This window comes from Pseudoalteromonas sp. MMG013 (assembly GCF_018100885.1).
In the GTDB taxonomy this organism is placed as follows: domain Bacteria; phylum Pseudomonadota; class Gammaproteobacteria; order Enterobacterales; family Alteromonadaceae; genus Pseudoalteromonas; species Pseudoalteromonas aurantia.
In genome coordinates this window covers 96,782-117,021 of sequence record NZ_JAGJEE010000006.1, presented here as the reverse complement: position 1 = coordinate 117,021, position 20,240 = coordinate 96,782, and the positions used below count along the sequence as shown (strand labels likewise).

The 20,240-nt window shown below is 41.2% G+C and carries 18 protein-coding genes; 12 read left to right on the top strand and 6 right to left on the bottom strand.

What is annotated here, in order from left to right; genetic code table 11:
- Positions 1–339: 339 nt before the first annotated feature.
- Together J8L98_RS08395 and J8L98_RS08390 are read left to right on the top strand one after the other, a co-directional pair.
- Positions 340–594: a helix-turn-helix domain-containing protein gene (locus tag J8L98_RS08395; protein ID WP_210996069.1), complete on the top strand. Its 255-nt coding sequence runs from the start codon at positions 340–342 to the stop codon at positions 592–594.
- Positions 595–742: 148 nt separating this feature from the next.
- Positions 743–1,108 carry a GNAT family N-acetyltransferase gene (locus tag J8L98_RS08390; protein ID WP_210996068.1) on the top strand — a complete coding sequence of 122 codons (366 nt, stop codon included), beginning with the start codon at positions 743–745 and terminating at the stop codon, positions 1,106–1,108.
- On the opposite strand, the gene J8L98_RS08385 is transcribed toward J8L98_RS08390, so the two are convergent.
- From J8L98_RS08385 to J8L98_RS08360, 6 genes are all read right to left on the bottom strand, one after another.
- Entirely contained in the window at positions 1,091–1,846 is a 756-nt protein-coding gene (locus J8L98_RS08385; RefSeq protein ID WP_192506685.1) for an SDR family NAD(P)-dependent oxidoreductase, read from the bottom strand. The two genes, J8L98_RS08390 and J8L98_RS08385, sit on opposite strands and share 18 nt — an antisense overlap.
- A gap of 162 nt (positions 1,847–2,008) precedes the next feature.
- On the bottom strand, positions 2,009–5,254 hold the full coding sequence (locus J8L98_RS08380) for a S41 family peptidase (RefSeq protein WP_210996067.1): 3,246 nt from the start codon (positions 5,252–5,254) through the stop codon (positions 2,009–2,011).
- Positions 5,255–5,442: 188 nt separating this feature from the next.
- The gene (locus tag J8L98_RS08375; protein ID WP_210996066.1) at positions 5,443–5,736 is read right to left on the bottom strand and encodes a DUF1330 domain-containing protein; all 294 of its coding nucleotides are present in this window, start codon (positions 5,734–5,736) and stop codon (positions 5,443–5,445) included.
- Between the two features lie 218 nt (positions 5,737–5,954).
- Complete coding sequence (locus J8L98_RS08370; RefSeq protein ID WP_210996065.1) at positions 5,955–6,437, bottom strand: FKBP-type peptidyl-prolyl cis-trans isomerase; 483 nt, start codon at positions 6,435–6,437, stop codon at positions 5,955–5,957.
- Entirely contained in the window at positions 6,437–8,851 is a 2,415-nt protein-coding gene (locus J8L98_RS08365) for an ATP-binding protein (protein ID WP_210996064.1), read from the bottom strand. Before J8L98_RS08365 ends, J8L98_RS08370 begins: the two co-directional genes overlap by 1 nt.
- Positions 8,852–8,928: 77 nt before the next feature.
- On the bottom strand, positions 8,929–9,387 hold the full coding sequence (locus J8L98_RS08360; protein WP_210996063.1) for a zinc ribbon-containing protein: 459 nt from the start codon (positions 9,385–9,387) through the stop codon (positions 8,929–8,931).
- 174 nt (positions 9,388–9,561) lie between these two features.
- Here J8L98_RS08360 and leuS point away from each other — a divergent pair, with 174 nt between their 5' ends.
- The 10 genes from leuS to J8L98_RS08310 are packed head-to-tail and all read left to right on the top strand — an operon-like array spanning position 9,562 to position 20,120.
- A complete protein-coding gene (gene leuS, locus J8L98_RS08355; RefSeq protein ID WP_210996062.1) occupies positions 9,562–12,150 on the top strand; it encodes a leucine--tRNA ligase in 2,589 nt (862 codons plus the stop codon).
- Between the two features lies 1 nt (position 12,151).
- A complete protein-coding gene (gene lptE / locus J8L98_RS08350) occupies positions 12,152–12,649 on the top strand; it encodes an LPS assembly lipoprotein LptE (RefSeq protein ID WP_210996061.1) in 498 nt (165 codons plus the stop codon).
- Positions 12,649–13,689, top strand: coding sequence for a DNA polymerase III subunit delta (holA, locus tag J8L98_RS08345; RefSeq protein ID WP_210996060.1), 1,041 nt, complete (start codon positions 12,649–12,651; stop codon positions 13,687–13,689). The genes lptE and holA overlap by 1 nt, the downstream gene beginning before the upstream one ends.
- A gap of 2 nt (positions 13,690–13,691) precedes the next feature.
- On the top strand, positions 13,692–14,321 hold the full coding sequence (nadD, locus tag J8L98_RS08340; protein WP_210996059.1) for a nicotinate-nucleotide adenylyltransferase: 630 nt from the start codon (positions 13,692–13,694) through the stop codon (positions 14,319–14,321).
- 54 nt (positions 14,322–14,375) lie between these two features.
- Positions 14,376–14,693: a ribosome silencing factor gene (gene rsfS / locus J8L98_RS08335; RefSeq protein WP_192506675.1), complete on the top strand. Its 318-nt coding sequence runs from the start codon at positions 14,376–14,378 to the stop codon at positions 14,691–14,693.
- A 2-nt stretch (positions 14,694–14,695) separates the two neighbouring features.
- The gene (rlmH, locus tag J8L98_RS08330; RefSeq protein WP_210996058.1) at positions 14,696–15,166 is read left to right on the top strand and encodes a 23S rRNA (pseudouridine(1915)-N(3))-methyltransferase RlmH; all 471 of its coding nucleotides are present in this window, start codon (positions 14,696–14,698) and stop codon (positions 15,164–15,166) included.
- Positions 15,167–15,175: 9 nt separating this feature from the next.
- Positions 15,176–17,062: a penicillin-binding protein 2 gene (gene mrdA, locus J8L98_RS08325; protein ID WP_192506673.1), complete on the top strand. Its 1,887-nt coding sequence runs from the start codon at positions 15,176–15,178 to the stop codon at positions 17,060–17,062.
- Positions 17,043–18,152, top strand: a complete 1,110-nt coding sequence (rodA, locus tag J8L98_RS08320) for a rod shape-determining protein RodA (protein ID WP_192506672.1) — start codon at positions 17,043–17,045, stop codon at positions 18,150–18,152. The genes mrdA and rodA overlap by 20 nt, the downstream gene beginning before the upstream one ends.
- Positions 18,149–18,910 carry a septal ring lytic transglycosylase RlpA family protein gene (locus J8L98_RS08315; RefSeq protein ID WP_210996057.1) on the top strand — a complete coding sequence of 254 codons (762 nt, stop codon included), beginning with the start codon at positions 18,149–18,151 and terminating at the stop codon, positions 18,908–18,910. The genes rodA and J8L98_RS08315 overlap by 4 nt, the downstream gene beginning before the upstream one ends.
- A gap of 46 nt (positions 18,911–18,956) precedes the next feature.
- Positions 18,957–20,120: a serine hydrolase gene (locus J8L98_RS08310; RefSeq protein ID WP_210996056.1), complete on the top strand. Its 1,164-nt coding sequence runs from the start codon at positions 18,957–18,959 to the stop codon at positions 20,118–20,120.
- Positions 20,121–20,240: the final 120 nt, after the last annotated feature.

The following is a 20,240-nucleotide window of genomic DNA, read 5'->3' as shown; positions in this document are numbered from 1 at the left end:
AAAGCTTAACGCTCAAACACACTCTGAAAATCAACCTACTCAAGCCCCCCCACTGACCAAGTATCTTGCCCCCATGCGACAATTCAGTGCAAACCCTATATAAATTTCCTATAAATGGTGCAAACGAGTCCGATATCATAAAACAAAAATACGTAACTAATTGAAATATAATAAATTTAAAAGTTGGTATGGTTTTTTCTTATAAAGTTCAGACATTTACAATATAGGCGAACGTTATGTACAATTTTTGTCAAACTTTACATCTGCTATGGCACTTAGAGATCAGCATTTGGCAAATTCATGATAATCACACCCCAGTCAAAAAATGGAGTGCTCACAATGTATCAAAAACAAAATGAAAACGACGCAATGTACAACGCGTTGCATGAGGTGTTAAATAAACACTTGCCTATTTGCAGTGCTGCAGATAAGTACAACCTACCTAGAGTGGCTATTTACCGTGCAATTCGCGCTCAACAGACCAATACAACATCGCGTATAAACCATTTGCATAACGCAAAAGTTAAGTTAGAAAAGCACATAGAGCATATCCAATCGCAGCTTTCAACTCTAAAAGACACGCAGACATCATGAACTCTCATATAAAACGACTCACATCTCTTGCACAATACAACATAGCATTAACTCATTTACTTGCTCAGTGTATTAAAAGCGGTGCATCTTTAGGGTTAATACCTGTAATAATACACAGCCACTCAGTGCTTATTGGGAAGCCGTCGACATGCAGCTCACAAGTCGTATGTTTCTCGGATATTTTTGCGATAATACGCTAGTTGGTTGCGTTCATTATACTCGGTGTCTAAAACCGAATGGGGTGCATCGAGCCGAAGTGGAAAAACTACTTGTTCACCCTCAATATCAGCGTCAGGGGATTGCCTCTGCTCTAATGCAATCGTTAGAATGTGAGGCTACAAAGCAAGGGATTGAATTGCTCATCCTAGATACACAAACTGGCGATAACTCAGAAAAGTTTTATCAAACGATCAATTACATAAAATGCGGGGAGATCCCTCACTTTGTGCGAGACAGCAATGGTCTCTTTTTCAGCACCAGTTATTACTTTAAAAAATTACTTTCCACCAGCTAAATCAATGAAACTACCCGTAGCATAGCTGGCTTCATCACTTAATAACCACGCAATAGCATTGGCAACTTCTAATGCCGTACCGCCACGGCGTAATGGCAGCTGAGGTGCTAACCGTGAAACACGAGCCTCTTCTCCTCCATCACGATGTATATCAGTATAAATACATCCTGGCCTAACACAGTTAACACGCACGCCATATTGTGCAAGCTCCAAAGACAACCCTGTTGTAAAAGTATCTATGGCGCCTTTTGACGCGGCATAATCAACATACTCATTAGCGCCACCCAATCTGGATGCTGCCGATGATACATTGACTATTGCACATTTTGACATATCTTCATGCTCTTTAAAGTGCTTAATTACTTCTCTAGCACAAATAAAATAAGGTGTAACATTAGACTGAAAAATGTGATTAATTCGCTCAGCAGTCATACTTTCAACTCGCTGCTGCTGCGCTAACACACCAACATTATTTACTAAATGTGTAATTGGGCCAAACTTCAATAGCACCGATGAAAATAACGCTTCAACTTGCTGTTCATCACTTATATCAGCTTGAAACTCAGCGGCTTGACCACCCATCGCGTGAATAGACTTTACCAGCTCTTTTGCCGAGTTATGGTTTTCTTTGTAGTTAATTGCAACAACATAGTCACGTTCTGCGAGTAACTTCGCTGCAGCTGCGCCTATACCACGACTTCCACCCGTAATTAATACAACTTTTTTATACATCACCATAGTGCTTTCTATGCTTTATCAATCATATGTAAGTTAAAGTGCATATTGTGTGCTCCACATTTATATAAACATCAAGCGTCTTAGCACCCATAAAATCATTTAAAAATAACGGCTAAGAAAAAGCCTAGCCGTTATTTAGCGTTAAACCAAAATCAACACATATTACTTCTGACCAAAGTTACTCGGTGCAGCAGGCACTGTTAAAGGCTTTTTCGGGTTAGCTTCTAACTCGTCCAGTAACTCTTTCACTGCGCGCTCGACAGAAGGGTCTTTACCCGCTTGAATTAATTCAGGTCGATCTATTACTTCAATGTCCGGGCTTACGCCTTCATCTTCAATGATCCAATTACCTTCATTATCTAAAATACGGAAAGTCGCTGCAATCACTGAACCACCATCAACCAGTCCCGGGTTGCCTGAAATACCAATTAAACCTCCCCATGTGCGAGTACCTATGAGTTTGCCAAGTCCTGCTTGTCGGAAATAATACGGTAAGGCATCACCGCCCGAGCTAGAGTAACCATTGATCAACATCGCCTTAGGCCCATCATGAGCAAATTGAGGTGTTTTAGTTGGCTCAACACCACGGCGCTTCCAATAATTTAAAGGCTTTCTCGCTAGCCACGTGATCATATGCTCGGGAATAAACCCTCCTCCATTATATCGATCATCAATGATCATGGCTTCTTTGTCTGTTTGAGGTAAGAAACTTTTAAACAATGCACGATTGCCAGCATAATGGGTGTTTGGCAAATGCACGTAGCCAACCCGTCCATCAGAGAGCTTATCAACATATTCAGCTCGTGAACGTGTCCATTCGAGGTATCTTAGTCCCAATTCACTCGCGACCGGTTTAACGGTAACTTTCCAACTTCCTTCAAAGCTTGCCGATTGATTTAAAACCAATTCAACTTGCTTCCCTTGGGTGTTCTCTAATAATTCGTAGAAATTCAAAACAGTATTAACTGCACGGCCATTTACACTCAGGATATAATCACCAATATTGGCTTTTACCCCTGTCTCATCGAGTGGTGAGCGGAAGTCTTCATGCCAATTTTCACCTTTAAAAATCTGTTCAATTCTTACGAACCCAGATTTGTGTGCACTGATCTGCGCACCTAATAAACCATGTTTTAAACGCGTCGCCTCTGGCATATCCCCTGAGTTCACGTAGATGTGACCGGCGTTGATCTCACCCGCAATTTCACTCAATACATAATCTAGGTCAGTACGGTGAGCGATTGCCTCTGCCATAGGCTGATAACGCTTTAAAATAGCATTCCAATCTTGTCCATGATGATTTTCATCATAGAACCAGTCTCGTAATGTGCGCCACCCTTCTCTATACATTTGCGCCCATTCAGTTTTAGGATCTATCTTTAATATCATGCCATCTAAGTTAAGTTGACTAGACTTAAGTTCTTGCTTCGCTGCTGGCTTTATTACACTATAATTTTTGCCCGCTTTAACGATTACGTGCTCCATATTAGCCGAGACTTTATAACTGCTAACGCCTTTGGCAACTGTCGCCACTTCCTCTCCCAGTTTGCTAGGAATAAGTTTAAGTTGACCATCCGTCAGCGTCAGAACTCCGCCTTTTACGCCTGTCAGGCTACGATAATTCCCAGCTGGTGCACTTAAGGCAACGGCGCGTGCCATAAAACCGTTTTTATCTAATTTTATATCCGTTGCTTCTTTTTCTTTTGTGTCACTTTCCTCTGATGTCGCATTTAATATGCTCGCTTCATCACTGTGTGGCGCATTCAATGCTACAACAGTGTCATTCACGGCAACCGAGTACACACGTGTTGCTTTATTAAACATGTAGTCAAATTCATAACTACTGAACGTTAAGTTAAAATCACGCTCAGAAGTAAAATAAAGGTATTGCCCATCAGGTGAGAATGTTGCGTTGGTCTCACTCATCATCTCATCAGTTAATCTGTTAACCGATTTACCATTAACATTGTAATGCCAAAGCGAAGCGTAGCGATTTTCGTTATTTTTGACAAAGACTATATCTTCACTATTTGGTGACCAAATGTAGTGCGTTAACCCATCTTCGTTATACTTTGCTGTATCAATTTTATGTTGCGTACCCGTTGCTATGTCCAACCACCACAGGGTATGATTTTTATCTGCAAACAATAACTTCGTATTATCTGGTGACCATAACGGGTCAAAGCGCCAAATAGTCCCGTTATCAGTAAGTTGCTTCACTTCACTGTTATTGGCTCTATCACGTAAGTAAATTTCGTATTCACCGCTTTCATCACTCATATAAGCAATATAACGACCATTTGGTGACCAAGTTGCTGAGATTTCGCGACCTGTTGGGGTGTGACTTAAATTGCGTGTTGGTCCTTGTTTCACAGGTACGCTAAACAACTCACCACGGGCACTAAATAGCACTCTTTTACCATCATGTGAGACATCCATTGAATCAATAAAGTCACTGACGTTTTTACTATAAGGTAATGTATATTCTCGGCTCCCCTCAACATTCAGTGATAACTTCTCTGAGCGCTTTGTCGCTTCATCAAAACGGTATAAATACCCCCCATTTTCATAAACAATGGCATCTGGTCCCGCTGATGGCCAAAGCACATCAAAGTCTTGATGCTCGGTCATTTTAATCGGCTTTTTACCCGTACGGTATTTATACAAGTTGAGCGTGTAATCCCGATCAGACACAAAATAGATGCTGTCATTTACCCAAGTTGGTTGCTGATCGGTTGCACGGTTGGTCGTCAACTGCTCTGACTTATTGTTTTCTAAATCATAAACCCATACATCTTGTGCTCGTCCGCCACGAGAACGCTTCCAAGTCCGAAACTCTCTATCTATGGGTGTGTAAACATACTTTTTCCCGTCAGGCGATAACATACCGCCTCCCGTTTCGGGGATATTCAACGGTTGCTCTAGTCCGCCAGCGACAGGTACCATAAAAGGTTTGCCAACACGCTTACCATATGGTGTTCGATTAGCTCGAAAAACGATATGCTGGCCGTCAGGTGTCCAATCTAATACTCGGTAATCAAACCCACCGCGAGGAGGCATTTTTCCTACATCGTTATAATAGGTAAGCTGTTTTAGATCAGACCCATCGCTATTAATAACGTAAATCTGACGACTGCCATTATATTGAGCGGAAAAAGCTATTTTAGACCCATCAGGTGAAAATTTTGGGAAAGTCTCAAAGCCAATATGATCGGTTAATCGTGTACTTTTACCACTTTTAATATGGGAAATATAAATATCACCGCCATACACAAATGTTACATGATCTTTGTGAATATCAGGAAAACGTAAAAGTCGAGAGTCTTCAGTTTGGTAGGCCGACACTAACGGAGAAATTGCAGGGGCAATAGCAACCGTAATAGCTGTAAATAGAGTACGTAATTTCAAAGAATACAATCCTTCCATTATTATTTTGTAATATAATAACAATATAAGGTTGAATTGCAGCCATCTCTGATATTTTACTGTAACAATATGTAAAATATAAAGATGTACTAATTCACGCGGCACTATTTATGAAAAAAGACGCCAACATGATCGCCTCATCTGCTTAGACGAATGTTTATTCACATGAATTAACAGCTATATTCAGATAAAATATACACTTCTGAGACCGAATCATTAAAATATTGGCTTTTTACATTTTGGTAGTGTTCATCTTTAAAAAAGCACGTTTTATCACTTTCATTTGAAAAACGGAGTGTAAAAACACGATTAATTTTATTACTCGGCCCCATCAGCGTTTCCTCAACAATGAAGTCTGTACTAAAAGAGCCTCCATATTCTCGCAATATTGGTGTCATAGCTGCACGATAATCTTTATACATAGATGCGTGAGTAACATGTAACCCGACCAAAATTTCAAACATTTATCATCCTTTAAATTATCTCATAATTACATGAATATCTTACATCGCCACCGCTATAAAGCCTACAATAATAGCCACCGAGTCTAGTGTGTAACTTGGCGCTTTAAAGTTCAACCCCATGCTGTATTTCATTCACGACTAATTTCAATTCATATATAAAAAAGCCCAATTAAATTGGGCTTTTTTATATCTTAGTCTGGTCACACTGAGACCAAAGATTAAGACTCTATTTTCAGTAGTTCGACTTCAAATATAAGTAAAGATCCGGGCTCTATTTTACCCGCAGCTTGATCTCCATACCCTAAGTTTGGAGGAATAAAAAAACGAAACTTATCTCCCTCTTTCATTAATTGAACGCCTTCTGTCCACCCAGAAATCACTTGATTTAAACCAAAACTAATTGGACTATTGCGCTCAACTGAGCTATCAAATACGCTGCCATTAAGCAAAGTGCCGTGATAATGCACTTTCACCTTACTTGTCGCTAACGGATGATGCGCTCCATTGCCTTGAGTAAGTACTTCATATTGTAATCCCGAAGATGTTTCGAACACACCTTCTTTATTTACATTCTCAGATAAGAATTCTTGTGCTGTTATTCTATTTATACCTGCACTTTCTTTTTGATGTTGTTTATTCTTATAAACAAACCCACCGATAACAATAATTATAACCAATAAAACGATTTGCGTTGTCGACATTATTGCGACTCCTTATCACTGTCTTCTTCTTTGTCTTCACCATTTACCACATCGGCGATATGCTGCAGCCTTGCTAATGCTAAGCCATTAATACTTAATGGGGGGTATTCTCCATTTTCTGATTGACCCGCTTCCACTCCGGTCAGTAAATTCAAGGCTTCGTCCACCGATTCAACAGCATAAATATGAAAACGCCCGGCTGAACTTGCCGCAATAATTTCATCATCGAGTACTAAGTTAACCAAGTTAGAACGCGGAATGATCACTCCTTGCTCACCTGTTAAGCCCCGCATTTTACAAAGTTTAAAGAAACCTTCAATTTTTTCGTTTACACCACCAATGGCCTGTACTTCACCATGCTGGTTAATTGATCCTGTCAAAGCCAAAGATTGATTGATCGGCAGTTTTGTTATTGCTGATATTAAGCCGCATAGTTCGGCTAAAGAGGCACTGTCACCATCGATGTAACCATAACTTTGTTCTATGGCAATATTCGCACTGAGTGTTAAGCTAAATTCTTGGGCGTACTTGTTCCCCAAATACCCCGTTAGTAACATCACACCTTTAGAATGAATCGCTTTACCGAGTTCGGCCTCTCGCTCAACATCTATTACACCATCAGCACCGGCATAAACCGTCGCCGTGATCCGCGCAGGCGTTCCGAAAGCAGTATCACCGATATGTAATACGGTTAAACCATTCACTTTTCCAACCGCATTACCTTGAGTTGCAATTAAAGTATGACCTTCTTTAATGTCGCTTAACATATTTTCGCTCAATTGACCGGTGCGATACTGTTTTCCAGCAATCGCTTCATCTATATGCTCTGCGGTAATTTCAGTCTCTCCATCTTGCTTGGTATAAAAACTCGCTTCTGCAACCAACTCCAATACATCAGCAAATCGGGCTGACAGCTTCGTTTGATGCTCAGCTTGGCGATAACTAAACTTAAGTAATCTAGATAAGGCTTGTGCCGTTAAACTACACGACAAAGTAGCATCACAGTATTCCTGCACTTTGCTGATAAATTGATACTGCATTTTATCTGAACTCGGCAAGTAATAATCAAAGTCTGCCAATACTCTAAATAGCTCAGCAAACTCTTCGTCATATTCACCTATGGTGTAATACAAATCTCGAGAGCCCAGCAAAATAATCTTGACGTCAAGCGGGATAAGCTGCGGCCGTAAGGTAAAACTACTGCCAACTGAATTGTCTTGGTAAGGTAAATCATTTTTAATTTGGTGCGTTTTTAACGACAACTTTAAGCCATCCCACACTTGAGGATTTGCCAAAACTTTTTCTGCATCCATAATCAGGTAACCACCGTTAGCACGATGCAAAGCTCCAGCCTGAATTGAACGATAACTGGTAATTAAATTCCCTTGTGAGGCAGCATATTCTACTTTACCAAAAATGTTACCAAACGTTGGGTTAGGCTCATATACAACAGGCGCGGCATCACCGTCTTTATACTCAATTAAAATATTTGGTGCAAAAAAATCACTCAGCATACCTTTTGAATCAAAGTCATCCTTGCCTTCTTCGCTCGATACATCATCGTCTAACCACTCTAAAACTGCATCGACTATCTCTATTCGTAAATCTTTCAAATAACGCACCACGCCAATGTGGTTCGCGTATTTATGCTCTAAGGTTTTTATCAAAGGTTTTGTAGCAATTTCAACCGTCGATTTTTTTAAATTTCGCAACTTCTCAGAAGATTCTCGCTTCCAACGAGGTAACTCAATCAGCGCCTCAATCAAGGCATCCTCTAGCCCCTCTATGGCTTCAAAAAAATGGCCCTGCATTTTTTCATCTAACGCAGCAAATTCAGCATCGTCTAACTGCTTGCCATTTACAACCGGCGCAAAACCAACTTGATTATTTTCTTCTAGCAGCGCCACACTCTTATCTGCTGCTAACTGTTCAACTGCATTGAGTGCGGCATCGTATTTATTATCAAAGTGGCGATCGATTGATTTCTTTTTTCGCTGATACCCTGGATTGTCAAATGCTGCTGGGAAAGTGTCCGAAACCTCATCTAAAAACTCATCTATATCATCAGCTAGTTCTTTGCTTTGGCCAGCCTGCATAAACATCGCTATAGGCTCTCGGTGATCATCGTAATTATTAACGTACAACCACTCTTTTGGCGTAGGCCGCGTTTTACTATGCGCTTCTAATTTATCTTTAACCATGGTAAAGCGTCCTAAAGCGGCTTCGCCCATGACAAAAACATTGTAGCCAGGAAGATCCATGCCCAGTGCAAAATCAAGTGCCGTTTGCGCTCTTTTTTGCCCTATAAAAGCAAGTGATTCAGGATACGGGTTTTGAATACACGTTTGCACATGACTTATTGAAACTGCCGGTGCAAGCGCGTCGTGAGAAAGTGGGATTAGTTTTTTGGTCATTCTTAACTTCTTATCATCAGCGTCAGTATAAAAACTACTGAGGTAGTGCAGCTAAACCGTACGACCTAGTCTGCTCATTATGGGGACAATGCTTTTCTTGTAAACTCAGTGTGTTCGCACTCAGAACAAGGTGAAATCTCACTGGGGTAAAGCACATCCAATTTATGATCGCAATTCTTACATACTAATTGCCCCATTGCTATCCATTCACCCTGCTTATAAACACCATCATGTTCAAAGTCTTGCAAAAGTGCTTGCCATTCTAATTGCGTGCGATCCTCTAATTGAGACAACTCGTACCAAATAGACGCTTTTAACTCTTGCCATGCTAGATCATGATAGTGACGATGGTGTGCACTAAAATGTTCAAGGTCACGACGTAAATAATAATGATATTGCTGAATTTTCTCTTTGCTCGACTGTTGCAACGCTTGCTGTTGTTCAACAAACTTTTCTATTAACTCATCCAGCTCGTGATGCTTAACATCTTTTAACCACTCACTAAATTGCGTTAGCCACTGTTTATAACCAGACATTTTAAACTCCAGCACAACTTTCTTAATATAACTATAGCTTATTCACGCACTAACGCGGCGTTGAACCACACTATTGAAGCAACAAAATGCCCCCTAGATACTGTGAATCGCCCTTTATTTGGGGTATGCTAGCGAACAATTTTTTATTAATTTGCAAGAAGTCTGGAAACGTAGATGCAAGAGCAATATAACCCACAAGACATTGAGTCAAAAGTTCAGCAACACTGGGAAGAAAACAAGACATTTAAAGTTGTCGAAGACCAAAGCAAAGAGAAATATTACTGTCTCTCGATGTTCCCATACCCAAGTGGTCGACTGCACATGGGTCATGTTCGTAACTACACCATTGGGGATGTTGTATCTCGCTTCCAACGTTTGCAAGGCAAAAATGTCATGCAGCCGATGGGTTGGGATGCGTTTGGCTTACCAGCAGAGAATGCAGCCATTAAGAACAACACTGCCCCAGCAAAGTGGACCTATGAAAATATCGATTACATGCGTGATCAACTAAAGCAACTTGGCTTTGGCTACGATTGGGATCGTGAAATTGCGACGTGTCACCCTGAATACTATAAGTGGGAACAATGGTTCTTCACCAAGCTGTATGAAAAAGGCCTAGTATACAAAAAGATGTCAACCGTAAACTGGGACCCTGTTGACCAAACTGTACTTGCAAATGAGCAAGTGATCGATGGTAAAGGCTGGCGTTCTGGTGCTGCAGTTGAGCAAAAAGAGATCCCACAGTGGTTCATTAAAATAACTGACTATGCCCAAGAATTATTAGATGACTTAGACAAGCTAGATGACTGGCCTGAGCAAGTTAAGACCATGCAGCGCAATTGGATTGGCCGTTCTGAAGGCTTAGAAATCGATTTCAAACGCGCAGATAACAGCGAAACGTTTACGGTCTACACAACTCGCCCTGACACATTTATGGGTGTGACATACGTAGGCGTAGCAGCAGGCCACCCTATTGCGCAAGAAGCGGCTAAAAGGAATGAAGCAATTGCTGCATTTGTAGAAGAATGCAAAAACACCAAAGTTGCAGAAGCTGATATGGCAACAATGGACAAAAAAGGCATTGATACTGGTTTTACTGCGGTTCACCCGTTAACAGGTAAAGAAGTACCAATTTGGGTGGCAAACTTCGTATTAATGGATTACGGTTCAGGCGCGGTCATGGCCGTACCAGGGCACGACCAACGTGATTTTGAGTTTGCTACTGCATACGGGCTTGAGATCAAACAAGTTATTACCCCTGAACACAACTCTGAGCTAACAGCTGACATCAGTAAAGAAGCATTTACGGAAAAAGGAGTGTTGATCAACTCAGGTGAATTTGACGGGTTAGCGTTTAAAGCTGCATTTGATGCTATTGCTGATAAACTAGAGGCACAAGGTGCCGGTAAGCGTAAGGTTAATTTTCGTTTACGTGATTGGGGCGTAAGTCGTCAACGCTATTGGGGCTCTCCAATTCCCATGTTAAGCGACGAGCAAGGCCAAGAGCTGGCAGCAAGCGAAGATATGCTACCAGTACGCTTACCAGAAGATGTCGTTATGAATGGCGTGACCTCTCCACTTAAAGCTGACCCTGAGTGGGCTAAAACGACCGTCAACGGTGCACCTGTATTCCATGAAACTGATACATTTGATACCTTTATGGAATCATCATGGTACTACGCACGTTACTGTAGCCCTCGTTATGACGAAGGTATGCTAGAGCCTGGTGCGGCAAATTATTGGTTGCCAGTCAATCAATACATTGGTGGTATAGAGCATGCCATTTTACACCTTTTATATTCTCGCTTTTTCCATAAATTACTACGTGACTTTGGGCTAGTTAACTCAGATGAGCCGTTTGAACGTTTATTGTGTCAAGGTATGGTATTAGCAGAGACTTTTTATCGTAAAGATGAAAAAGGCGGTGATATTTGGATTTCACCAACTGATGTTGAAACAGAAACTGACGACAAAGGGCGTGTTACAAAAGCATGGCACAAAGATGATGGCCAGCCAGTATTTTCTTCAGGCATGAGTAAAATGTCAAAGTCGAAGAACAATGGTATTGACCCACAGACCGTTATCAAACAATACGGCGCTGATACCGTTCGCTTATTTATGATGTTTACCGCACCACCAGAGCAAACATTAGAATGGTCAGACTCAGGTGTTGAAGGTGCACATCGTTTCCTAAAACGTGTGTGGAAATATGCCGTTGACGTTAATGCTGCGGGTAAAGCTGAATTAGACACAAGTGCATTAAGCAGCAATCAAAAAGTATTGCGTCGTGAAGTACACAAAGCCATCGCTAAGGTGACGGATGATTTATCACGTCGTCAAACCTTCAATACGGCCATAGCAGCAATCATGGAGCTGTCTAACAAACTGGCTAAAGCACCACTTAAAGATGCACAAGATATTGCTATTGCAAACGAAGCGCTACACGCGATCGTTATTATGCTTGCTCCAATCGCGCCACATATGTGTCATGAACTATGGGCTGAGCTTGGGTTTGAATCTGATATTTTAGATGCTGCTTGGCCCGATGTTGATGAGTCTGCGTTAGTTGAAGATGAAAAGCTGATTATCGTGCAAGTCAATGGTAAGCTGCGCGCTAAACTAACGGTTGCAGCCGATGCAACACAAGAACAAGTTGAAGCCATCGCATTTGCAGAAGAGAACGTAACCAAGTTCACTGATGACAAAACCATTCGCAAAGTCATTTATGTACCTGGTAAGTTACTCAACGTGGTAGCAAACTAAGATGCGCCTTGCTCATTTTGTAAAACACGGATTAGCGCTTGCGCTGATCTGTGTTTTGTTATCAAGCTGTGGCTTTCATTTAAAGAAAGCGTCATATTTGCCCCAAGATCTGCGAACAATTATACTCACTGCTGATGATAAGCGCTCTGAGGTATTTGAATTATTAAAAGCGGACTTGAAACGCGCTGACGTGTCAATTATTGATTCAAAACATGCCGTTAACAATGTCTCATTGCATTTATACAAAGATACCTTAGAAAGACAAACATTGAGCTTGTTTAAAAACGGCCAAGTTGCGCAATACGAGCTTGCATATGGGGTTGCCTACCGTATAACTCGTCCTGGGCAAGAGCCTGTTGAGCAGGGTTTTGAATTATATCGAAATTATCAAGACGATCCTGACAATGCGTTAGCAAAAGCCAAAGAGTTAGATATCATTTTGCGTGAACTTCGCCAACTTGCAAGCAAGCGCATTATCAGGGAGTTATCACAACTATAATGCGCAGTTACGCAAATCAGCTTCCGAGTCAACTAAATAAATCACTTCACCCGTTTTATATGGTGTTTGGTGAAGAACCTTTCCAAGAAGCGCAATGTGTCTACGCAATTAAACAAGCAGCTAAACGGCAAGGTTTTGACGAAATCATTAAGTTCAATTACCTCCCTGGCTTTGATTGGCAAGAGCTTCTCGCGCAATACAATAGTATGTCGCTGTTTAGTGCTCGCACACTAATAGAGTTCGATTTAAACCAGTTAAAGCCTGGCACACCTGGTAGCCAAGCATTCAAAAAACTGACCGAACATCTTAACCCAGACGTAATTGTTATTATTAAAGGCAGTAAAGCAGGTCAAGATATACAACGTAGCGCTTGGTTCAAAGCACTAGATAAACAGGGTTTGTTTGTTCCGTGTTACACGCTTGCTGGCAATCATTTACACCGTTGGCTAGATGAACAATGTAGCGCTCTACAACTCAACCTTAACCCTGATGCAAAACGCAGTCTGTTAGAAGCAACTGAAGGTAATTTGCTGGCAACCCATCAAGAACTCGAAAAGTTATCATTATTATATAAACACCAACCTATTGACCATACTCAAGTTTTAAACGGTTTATTAAATCAGTCTAAATACGATATTTTTGATTTAAACTCTGCACTACTACAAGGTGACGCTCATACCGCTATCAAAGTATTACTAAAACTCGCTGATGATAATGTTGAAGCAACCAGTGTTTTATGGACTTTTAATAAAGAGGCGCAAACGTTATTAGAGATAAAATCAGCAATGCAACAAGGCGAAAACCTCAATCAGTTGTTTAAACGACATAACATATGGAAAAACCAGCAAGCACTTACACAACATGCACTCGATAGGTTGACCATTAATCAACTTAAGAACATTATCAATTGTTTGGCTGAGTTTGATGCTGCCTATAAACGCTCTGCTATGGTTGCGCCATACCAAGCACTTGCTCATATCGCATTATCGTTTTGCATGTCGATTGATATGCCTTTGCCCTATCAACTTGACGCTCATTAGTCATGATTGCATTATTTGGTGGTACATTTGATCCTGTTCATCTCGGCCACATCAATATGGCCGAGAATTGTATTACACAATTGGGATTAGAACAGTTGCGCTTTCTACCCTGTGCAATACCTGTCCATAAAGCAGCACCAGGTGTAACCGAACAACATCGTCTCGCAATGCTAGATATTGCGACTCGTGAAAATTCATATTTCTACATTGATAATAGAGAGTTGCGCCGACAAGGCCCTTCTTATTCTCTTCTAAGTTTGCAAGAATGCCGAGCTGAATATCCAGACCAACCATTAATTTTTTTAATGGGCATGGATTCATTTAATAGTTTACCAGCTTGGTTTGAGTGGCAAGCGATCACGTCTATTTGCCATATCGTGGTATACCAGCGACCGGGGGAAGTTCGCAGTACTTGCCCTCCCCTCATCGAGTATTTAAGTAGAAGTGAAGTCACTGATATCTCTCAACTGCATGCCCAAATAAGCGGTCTTTGCTACTTCTTAACTGGAAATGTAAAAGATGTTTCTTCAAGTCAAATTCGTAACTTTATAAAATATCAACAACATACGGAACATTTACTGCAAGCTGAAGTCATAGAGTATATTCGCAAACATCACTTGTATGCTGATTAAGGTCTTTGGCTGTGCTAAAATCGCCGACTATTTTATAACTTAAGAGTAACCCAGTTGAATTCAGAACAACTTTTAGACTTTGCACTAGACAAAGTTGATGATATGAAAGCCCGTGATGTCGTTAAATTAGACGTAAGAGAAGTGTCTACTGTCACTGACTATTTAATCGTTTGTTCAGGCAACTCAAAACGCCATGTACAGTCAATTGCCGACAATGTTGCTAAGGCAGCACGCCATGCAGGTGAAGAACCGTTAGGTCAAGAAGGACAGGATGTCGGTGAGTGGGTATTAGTTGACTTAGGTGAGGTGGTTGTTCACGTGATGCAAGATCAAACTCGAAGCCTATATGATTTAGAGAAACTCTGGGGCTAACTTTGAAAATACAATTGGTTGCCGTTGGCACAAAAATGCCATCATGGGTCGAAACAGGGTTTAAAGAATATCAACGTCGCTTTCCAAAAGACATGGCGCTAGAACTACTAGAGATCCCTGCTGGAAAACGCGGAAAAAACGCAGATATCAAAAGGATTTTACAGATTGAAGGAGAAAAAACCCTCGCTGCAATTCCCAAAGGCAACCGAATTGTTACCCTTGAGGTGACAGGTAAAGCATGGGATACCCATGATTTGGCAAAAAACATGCAAAAGTGGCAATTAGACGGCCGAGACATTAGCTTGTTAATTGGCGGGCCTGAGGGACTTGCGCCAGAGTGTATAGCAGCCTCAGAGCAAAAGTGGTCATTATCAAACCTGACCTTACCACACCCACTGGTTCGCATTATTGTTGCTGAAAGCTTATACCGTGGCTGGAGTTTAAATACCAATCACCCATATCATAGGGAATGACCGCTTCTTATGTTAAAAAAACGGTCAACTATTCGCGATCATTCAGCTGAAGCAAACCTGTTTGCTCGCCGTGCTTTTGTTGGCTTTATTTTTGTTGTATTACTCATTGGTATGTTAATCATGAATATTTACCATTTACAGGTAAAAGACTATGAGACATATCAAACTCGCTCTAATGATAACCGAATTAAGCTTATACCTGTAGCGCCAAATAGAGGGTTAATCTACGATAGAAATGGTGTTCTTCTCGCTGAAAATCGCCCGGTGTACAATTTGGAGGTTGTGCCTGAAGATGTTCATGACCTTGAAAAAAGCTTAACCGAATTAGCACAGCTTCTGGAAATAACTGACACACAACAATCCGACTTTTTAAAAGATATCCGCAAACAACGCCGTTTCAAAAGCCAGATACTCAAAGCTCGACTGAATGAGCAAGAAGTCGCTGTTTTCTCTGTTAATCAACATAAATTTCCAGGATTTAGTATTGAAGCAAGACTCGCTCGACACTACCCTTTTGGAGATACATTAACGCATGCCTTAGGCTACGTCGCCAAACTTAATAAAGACGAGCTAAGTGAGCTAAAATCCGCTAATCAAGCAACGAACTACCGTGCAACACATGATATAGGCAAACGTGGGATTGAAAAATTTTATGAACAACAGCTGCATGGGACTGTTGGTTCTCAGCGTGTAGAAGTCAATAATCGAGGTCGTGTTATTCGCACCTTAAATATGGAAGCACCAACCCCTGGTAAAGACTTAGTTTTAACACTTGATATCGGATTACAACAAATTGCCCAACATGCATTGAAAGATGCGCGAGGAGCCGTCGTTGTTATGGATCCGAAAGATGGTGGGATCCTCGCGCTTTATTCTAACCCAAGTTATGACCCAAACTTATTTGTACATGGAATAAGTGGTGCTAATTATAAAAAGCTGCTCAATCAAGATCGACCTTTGATAAATCGAACGACCCAAGGAAGTTACGCGCCAGCATCTACCGTAAAGCCACACCTTGCGATATTAGGTTTAGAAGAAGGGATTGTCACGGAGCAAACACAAGTCTGGGACCCTGGCTTTTTTCAAATACCAAATGTCGACCACAAGTGGCGTGATTGGAAACGTTGGGGTCACGGCCATGTAGATGTTTATCGTGCTATTGAAGAGTCATGTGATACATATTATTACCGCATTGCATACCGAGCTGGGATCACCAAAATCAGTAACTTCATGTCGCAATTTGGATTTGGAGATTTATCTGGAATAGATATTCACGAAGAAACGACGGCGATAATGCCTACTGTAGAGTGGAAAAAAGAGCGATTCAAAGAAAACTGGTGGCCAGGTGACACGATTTCGGTTGGGATTGGCCAGGGCTATTGGACCGCAACACCAATACAGATAGCTAATGCTCTCACTATTTTAGTTAATCGTGGTGCACATCACCAACCTCACTTGGTTCAAGTAACAAAGCAGGATAATGTTATAAATCAGCTATTTACAGAAGAGAAGGCGCCAGTACAATTACAAAATCCAGACAATTGGCGCATCGCATTGAAAGCCATGCATAACACCGTAGCTAAAACCACAGGCACAGCGCACAAAGCTTTCAAAGGGGTAAGCTACGATCCTGCAGGAAAAACGGGTACTGCGCAAGTTGTCAGTATTGCACAAGGCGAAAAGTATGATGCCTCTAAACTCAATGAACGTCATCGTGACAACGCTATTTATACGGGCTTTGCTCCTTATAATGACCCACGTATCGTCGTCGCTGTTGTCGTCGAAAACCAAGGAGCTGGTAGTTCTGTTGCAGCCCCCGTCGCACGCCAATTAATGGATTATTACTTTTCAGCCTACCCCTTGGAAAATACTGTTAATGATACCTCTAAACTATAAACGCACATTTTGGCAAAAAGTCCACATCGACCTCCCTCTTTTATTTGCGTTGATAATAATGATGTTAGGCAGTTTAACAGTTGTATATAGCGCTAGCGGTCAAGACATTAATATGATGACACGTCATGCAACGCGTATGGCGAGCGCAGTCATCGCATTGCTGTTTATGGCTCAACTCTCTCCTAATACGCTAAAGCGTATTGTGATCCCAATGTATATTGTTGGTTTAGGTATGCTCGTTGCAGTTTTATTTGTTGGTGTCAGTAGCAAAGGTGCACAGCGTTGGTTAGATGTGGGGATCACTCGCTTTCAACCCGCTGAAATTATGAAAATTGCAGTGCCGATGATGGTGGCTTGGTACATTGGGCAACACCGCCTACCACCTTCGATATTGAATCTATTTATTGGTTTTACCATTGTGATGGTACCGACCATTTTGATTAAAGAGCAACCAGATTTAGGGACTTCTATATTGATTGCTAGCTCAGGTATATTTGTACTCTTTTTATCTGGGTTAAGCTGGCGACTGATTGGCTTTGCCGCGCTTCTAATGGGCCCTGCGGGTTTTGCATTTTGGAGCTACGGAATGCATGCATATCAAAAGCAGCGAGTACTCACATTATTTAACCCTGAAAGCGATCCACTCGGCGCAGGATATCACATCATCCAGTCAAAAATCGCCATTGGGTCGGGCGGAATTGAAGGTAAAGGCTGGTTACATGGAACACAGTCGCAGTTAGAGTTTTTGCCCGAGCGCCATACTGACTTTATTTTTTCAGTGCTCAGCGAGGAATTTGGCCTATTGGGAGTCATATTATTACTTAGTGTGTACTTATTTATCATTGGTCGTGGTTTATACATCGCGGTAAACGCCCAAGATGCATTCAGTAAGTTACTCGCTGGCGCACTAACTATGACATTTTTTGTGTATATTTTTGTAAATATAGGCATGGTATCTGGCTTATTGCCTGTGGTTGGTGTTCCTCTGCCATTAATTAGTTATGGTGGGACATCCATGGTCACCTTAATGGCAGGGTTTGGTATAATCATGGCAATCGCCACAGATAAAAGAATGTTACTCAAATCATGAATCGTGTTTTTACTAATATTTTACGCCTAAGTCTATTAGTACTGCTCAGTGCGTGTAGTACTCGCTACCATATTACACAAGATAAGGCGCCTCTCAGGGTGCCAACAGAATTAGAGATGCACGATGCCCAGGTGACTAATGAACCTAAGAGTGTCAGTACGGGTCGACCTTATACCATACAAGGCAAACGTTACACACCGATGTCTGACGAAAAAGGTTATACCGAAATAGGGGTTGCATCTTGGTATGGTCGAAAGTTTCATGGCTATCACACCTCAAACGGCGAAATTTTTAATATGTTTGATATGAGTGCAGCACATAAGACTTTACCTTTACCAAGCTTCGTAAAAGTCACAAACACCGATAATGGCCGAACAGCGATTGTGAGAGTCAATGATAGAGGGCCTTTTCATGATGATAGGCTAATTGACTTATCTTACGCAGCTGCTTATAAATTAGGGTATCACCTAAATGGTACAGCCAAAGTTAAGGTAGAAGCCATTACCATTGACAGAAGTGCGCCTAGATTAACTTACATTCAAGTCGCCGCTGGCAGCAACTTAGATCACTTAAAAAGTCTGTCAGCGACATTACAAAGTAGATTTCAATTACAAACCCCGATTCATTCTGAAAAAGGGCTGTACAAACTGCGGTTAGGACCTATTCTTGATGACAAAACAGCACAAGCCGTGCTTGATAAGCTACGAAAAGGTAAATATAAACATGCCTTCTTGCTTTATAGTGAGCATCAACTTTAGAATATACCGTTAACGCTGATTAAATTTAAATAAAACTGCGAGCATAATGACTTTATTAAAACCAAAACTTATTACTAAATTGTGTGGCCTTGTGTGCTCTGTATCCTTATTTGCAGCAAACGCACAAATTATTCCATCAGTTCCTCAAATTAATGCCAAAGGGTATTTCTTGGTCGATTTTACTACCGGTAAAATTATTGCCTCAGGTGAAGCTGATACTAAACTAGCACCCGCAAGCTTAACGAAAATGATGACTAGCTATGTTATCGGAACCGAAATTGTATCTGGTAATATTGCACCGACAGATATGGTAACCATCAGCGAAAAAGCGTGGGCTAAAAACTTTCCAGAATCGTCTAAAATGTTTATTGAAGTCGGAAAGCAAGTCAGCGTTGACGACCTTAATAAAGGGATCATTATTCAATCCGGTAATGATGCGTGCGTAGCGATGGCTGAGCACATCGCTGGCAGTGAAGATGCGTTTGCAGATCTCATGAATGCACATTCTGAAAAACTGGGTATGACCAATACCCATTTTATCAATAGCCATGGTTTAGATACTGATCAGCATTATACAACGCCGCGAGATATGGCAACATTAGGGGTAGCGCTGATCCGTGATGTGCCTGAAGAGTATGCTCTATATAAAGAAAAGTCTTTCACTTTTAATGGAATTAAACAGTATAACCGTAATTCTCTATTATGGGATGCGAGCTTAAATGTTGATGGTATAAAAACGGGCCATACTTCAGAAGCTGGGTATAGCCTTGTGACCTCTGCAACCAAAGATGACATGCGCTTGGTGTCTGTGGTAATGGGCACCACAAGCGAACGTGCACGTATGGTGGAAAGCAGAAAGTTACTCAACTACGGATTCAGATTTTTTGAAACAATCACACCGTATAAAGCAGGTGATAGCTTTGCAGAACAGCGTATCTGGATGGGAAATAAAGAAACTGTATCTTTAGGCATTCTTGAAGATACACCAATTACTATCCCTAGAGGACAGCGTAAAAACTTAAAAGCCAATTTTGAACTTGATAACACGCTAGAAGCGCCATTAACAAAAGGCTCTAAAGTGGGCACTTTATATTTACAGCTTGAAGGCGAAGAAATTGCTAAATATCCACTAGTTACGCTAGAAGAAATTGAAGAAGGTAGCTTTTTCAGTAAGGTCTACGACTACTTACGTTTACAGATCATGCAATAGTTTAAAATGTATTCATACAACGCTCCTCTTTGGGGCGTTTTTTTTTACCTCAAAAATGATAGAATGCCGCCATTACTGAGCATGATGCGCCAAGAGCAATGCAATTCGCTCACCTAAACA

Excerpts from the sequence above, each read along its gene's own strand:
- J8L98_RS08370 (WP_210996065.1), bottom strand. The coding sequence starts at position 6,437 with ATGTCGACAACGCAAATCGTTTTATTGGTTATAATTATTGTTATCGGT.
- rodA (WP_192506672.1), top strand. The coding sequence starts at position 17,043 with ATGATACCTCTAAACTATAAACGCACATTTTGGCAAAAAGTCCACATC.
- mrdA (WP_192506673.1), top strand. The coding sequence starts at position 15,176 with ATGTTAAAAAAACGGTCAACTATTCGCGATCATTCAGCTGAAGCAAAC.
- lptE (WP_210996061.1), top strand. The coding sequence starts at position 12,152 with ATGCGCCTTGCTCATTTTGTAAAACACGGATTAGCGCTTGCGCTGATC.
- J8L98_RS08315 (WP_210996057.1), top strand. The coding sequence starts at position 18,149 with ATGAATCGTGTTTTTACTAATATTTTACGCCTAAGTCTATTAGTACTG.
- J8L98_RS08365 (WP_210996064.1), bottom strand. The coding sequence starts at position 8,851 with ATGACCAAAAAACTAATCCCACTTTCTCACGACGCGCTTGCACCGGCA.
- J8L98_RS08390 (WP_210996068.1), top strand. The coding sequence starts at position 743 with ATGCAGCTCACAAGTCGTATGTTTCTCGGATATTTTTGCGATAATACG.
- holA (WP_210996060.1), top strand. The coding sequence starts at position 12,649 with ATGCGCAGTTACGCAAATCAGCTTCCGAGTCAACTAAATAAATCACTT.
- J8L98_RS08395 (WP_210996069.1), top strand. The coding sequence starts at position 340 with ATGTATCAAAAACAAAATGAAAACGACGCAATGTACAACGCGTTGCAT.
- J8L98_RS08375 (WP_210996066.1), bottom strand. The coding sequence starts at position 5,736 with ATGTTTGAAATTTTGGTCGGGTTACATGTTACTCACGCATCTATGTAT.
- J8L98_RS08310 (WP_210996056.1), top strand. The coding sequence starts at position 18,957 with ATGACTTTATTAAAACCAAAACTTATTACTAAATTGTGTGGCCTTGTG.
- nadD (WP_210996059.1), top strand. The coding sequence starts at position 13,692 with ATGATTGCATTATTTGGTGGTACATTTGATCCTGTTCATCTCGGCCAC.
- leuS (WP_210996062.1), top strand. The coding sequence starts at position 9,562 with ATGCAAGAGCAATATAACCCACAAGACATTGAGTCAAAAGTTCAGCAA.
- J8L98_RS08385 (WP_192506685.1), bottom strand. The coding sequence starts at position 1,846 with ATGGTGATGTATAAAAAAGTTGTATTAATTACGGGTGGAAGTCGTGGT.
- J8L98_RS08360 (WP_210996063.1), bottom strand. The coding sequence starts at position 9,387 with ATGTCTGGTTATAAACAGTGGCTAACGCAATTTAGTGAGTGGTTAAAA.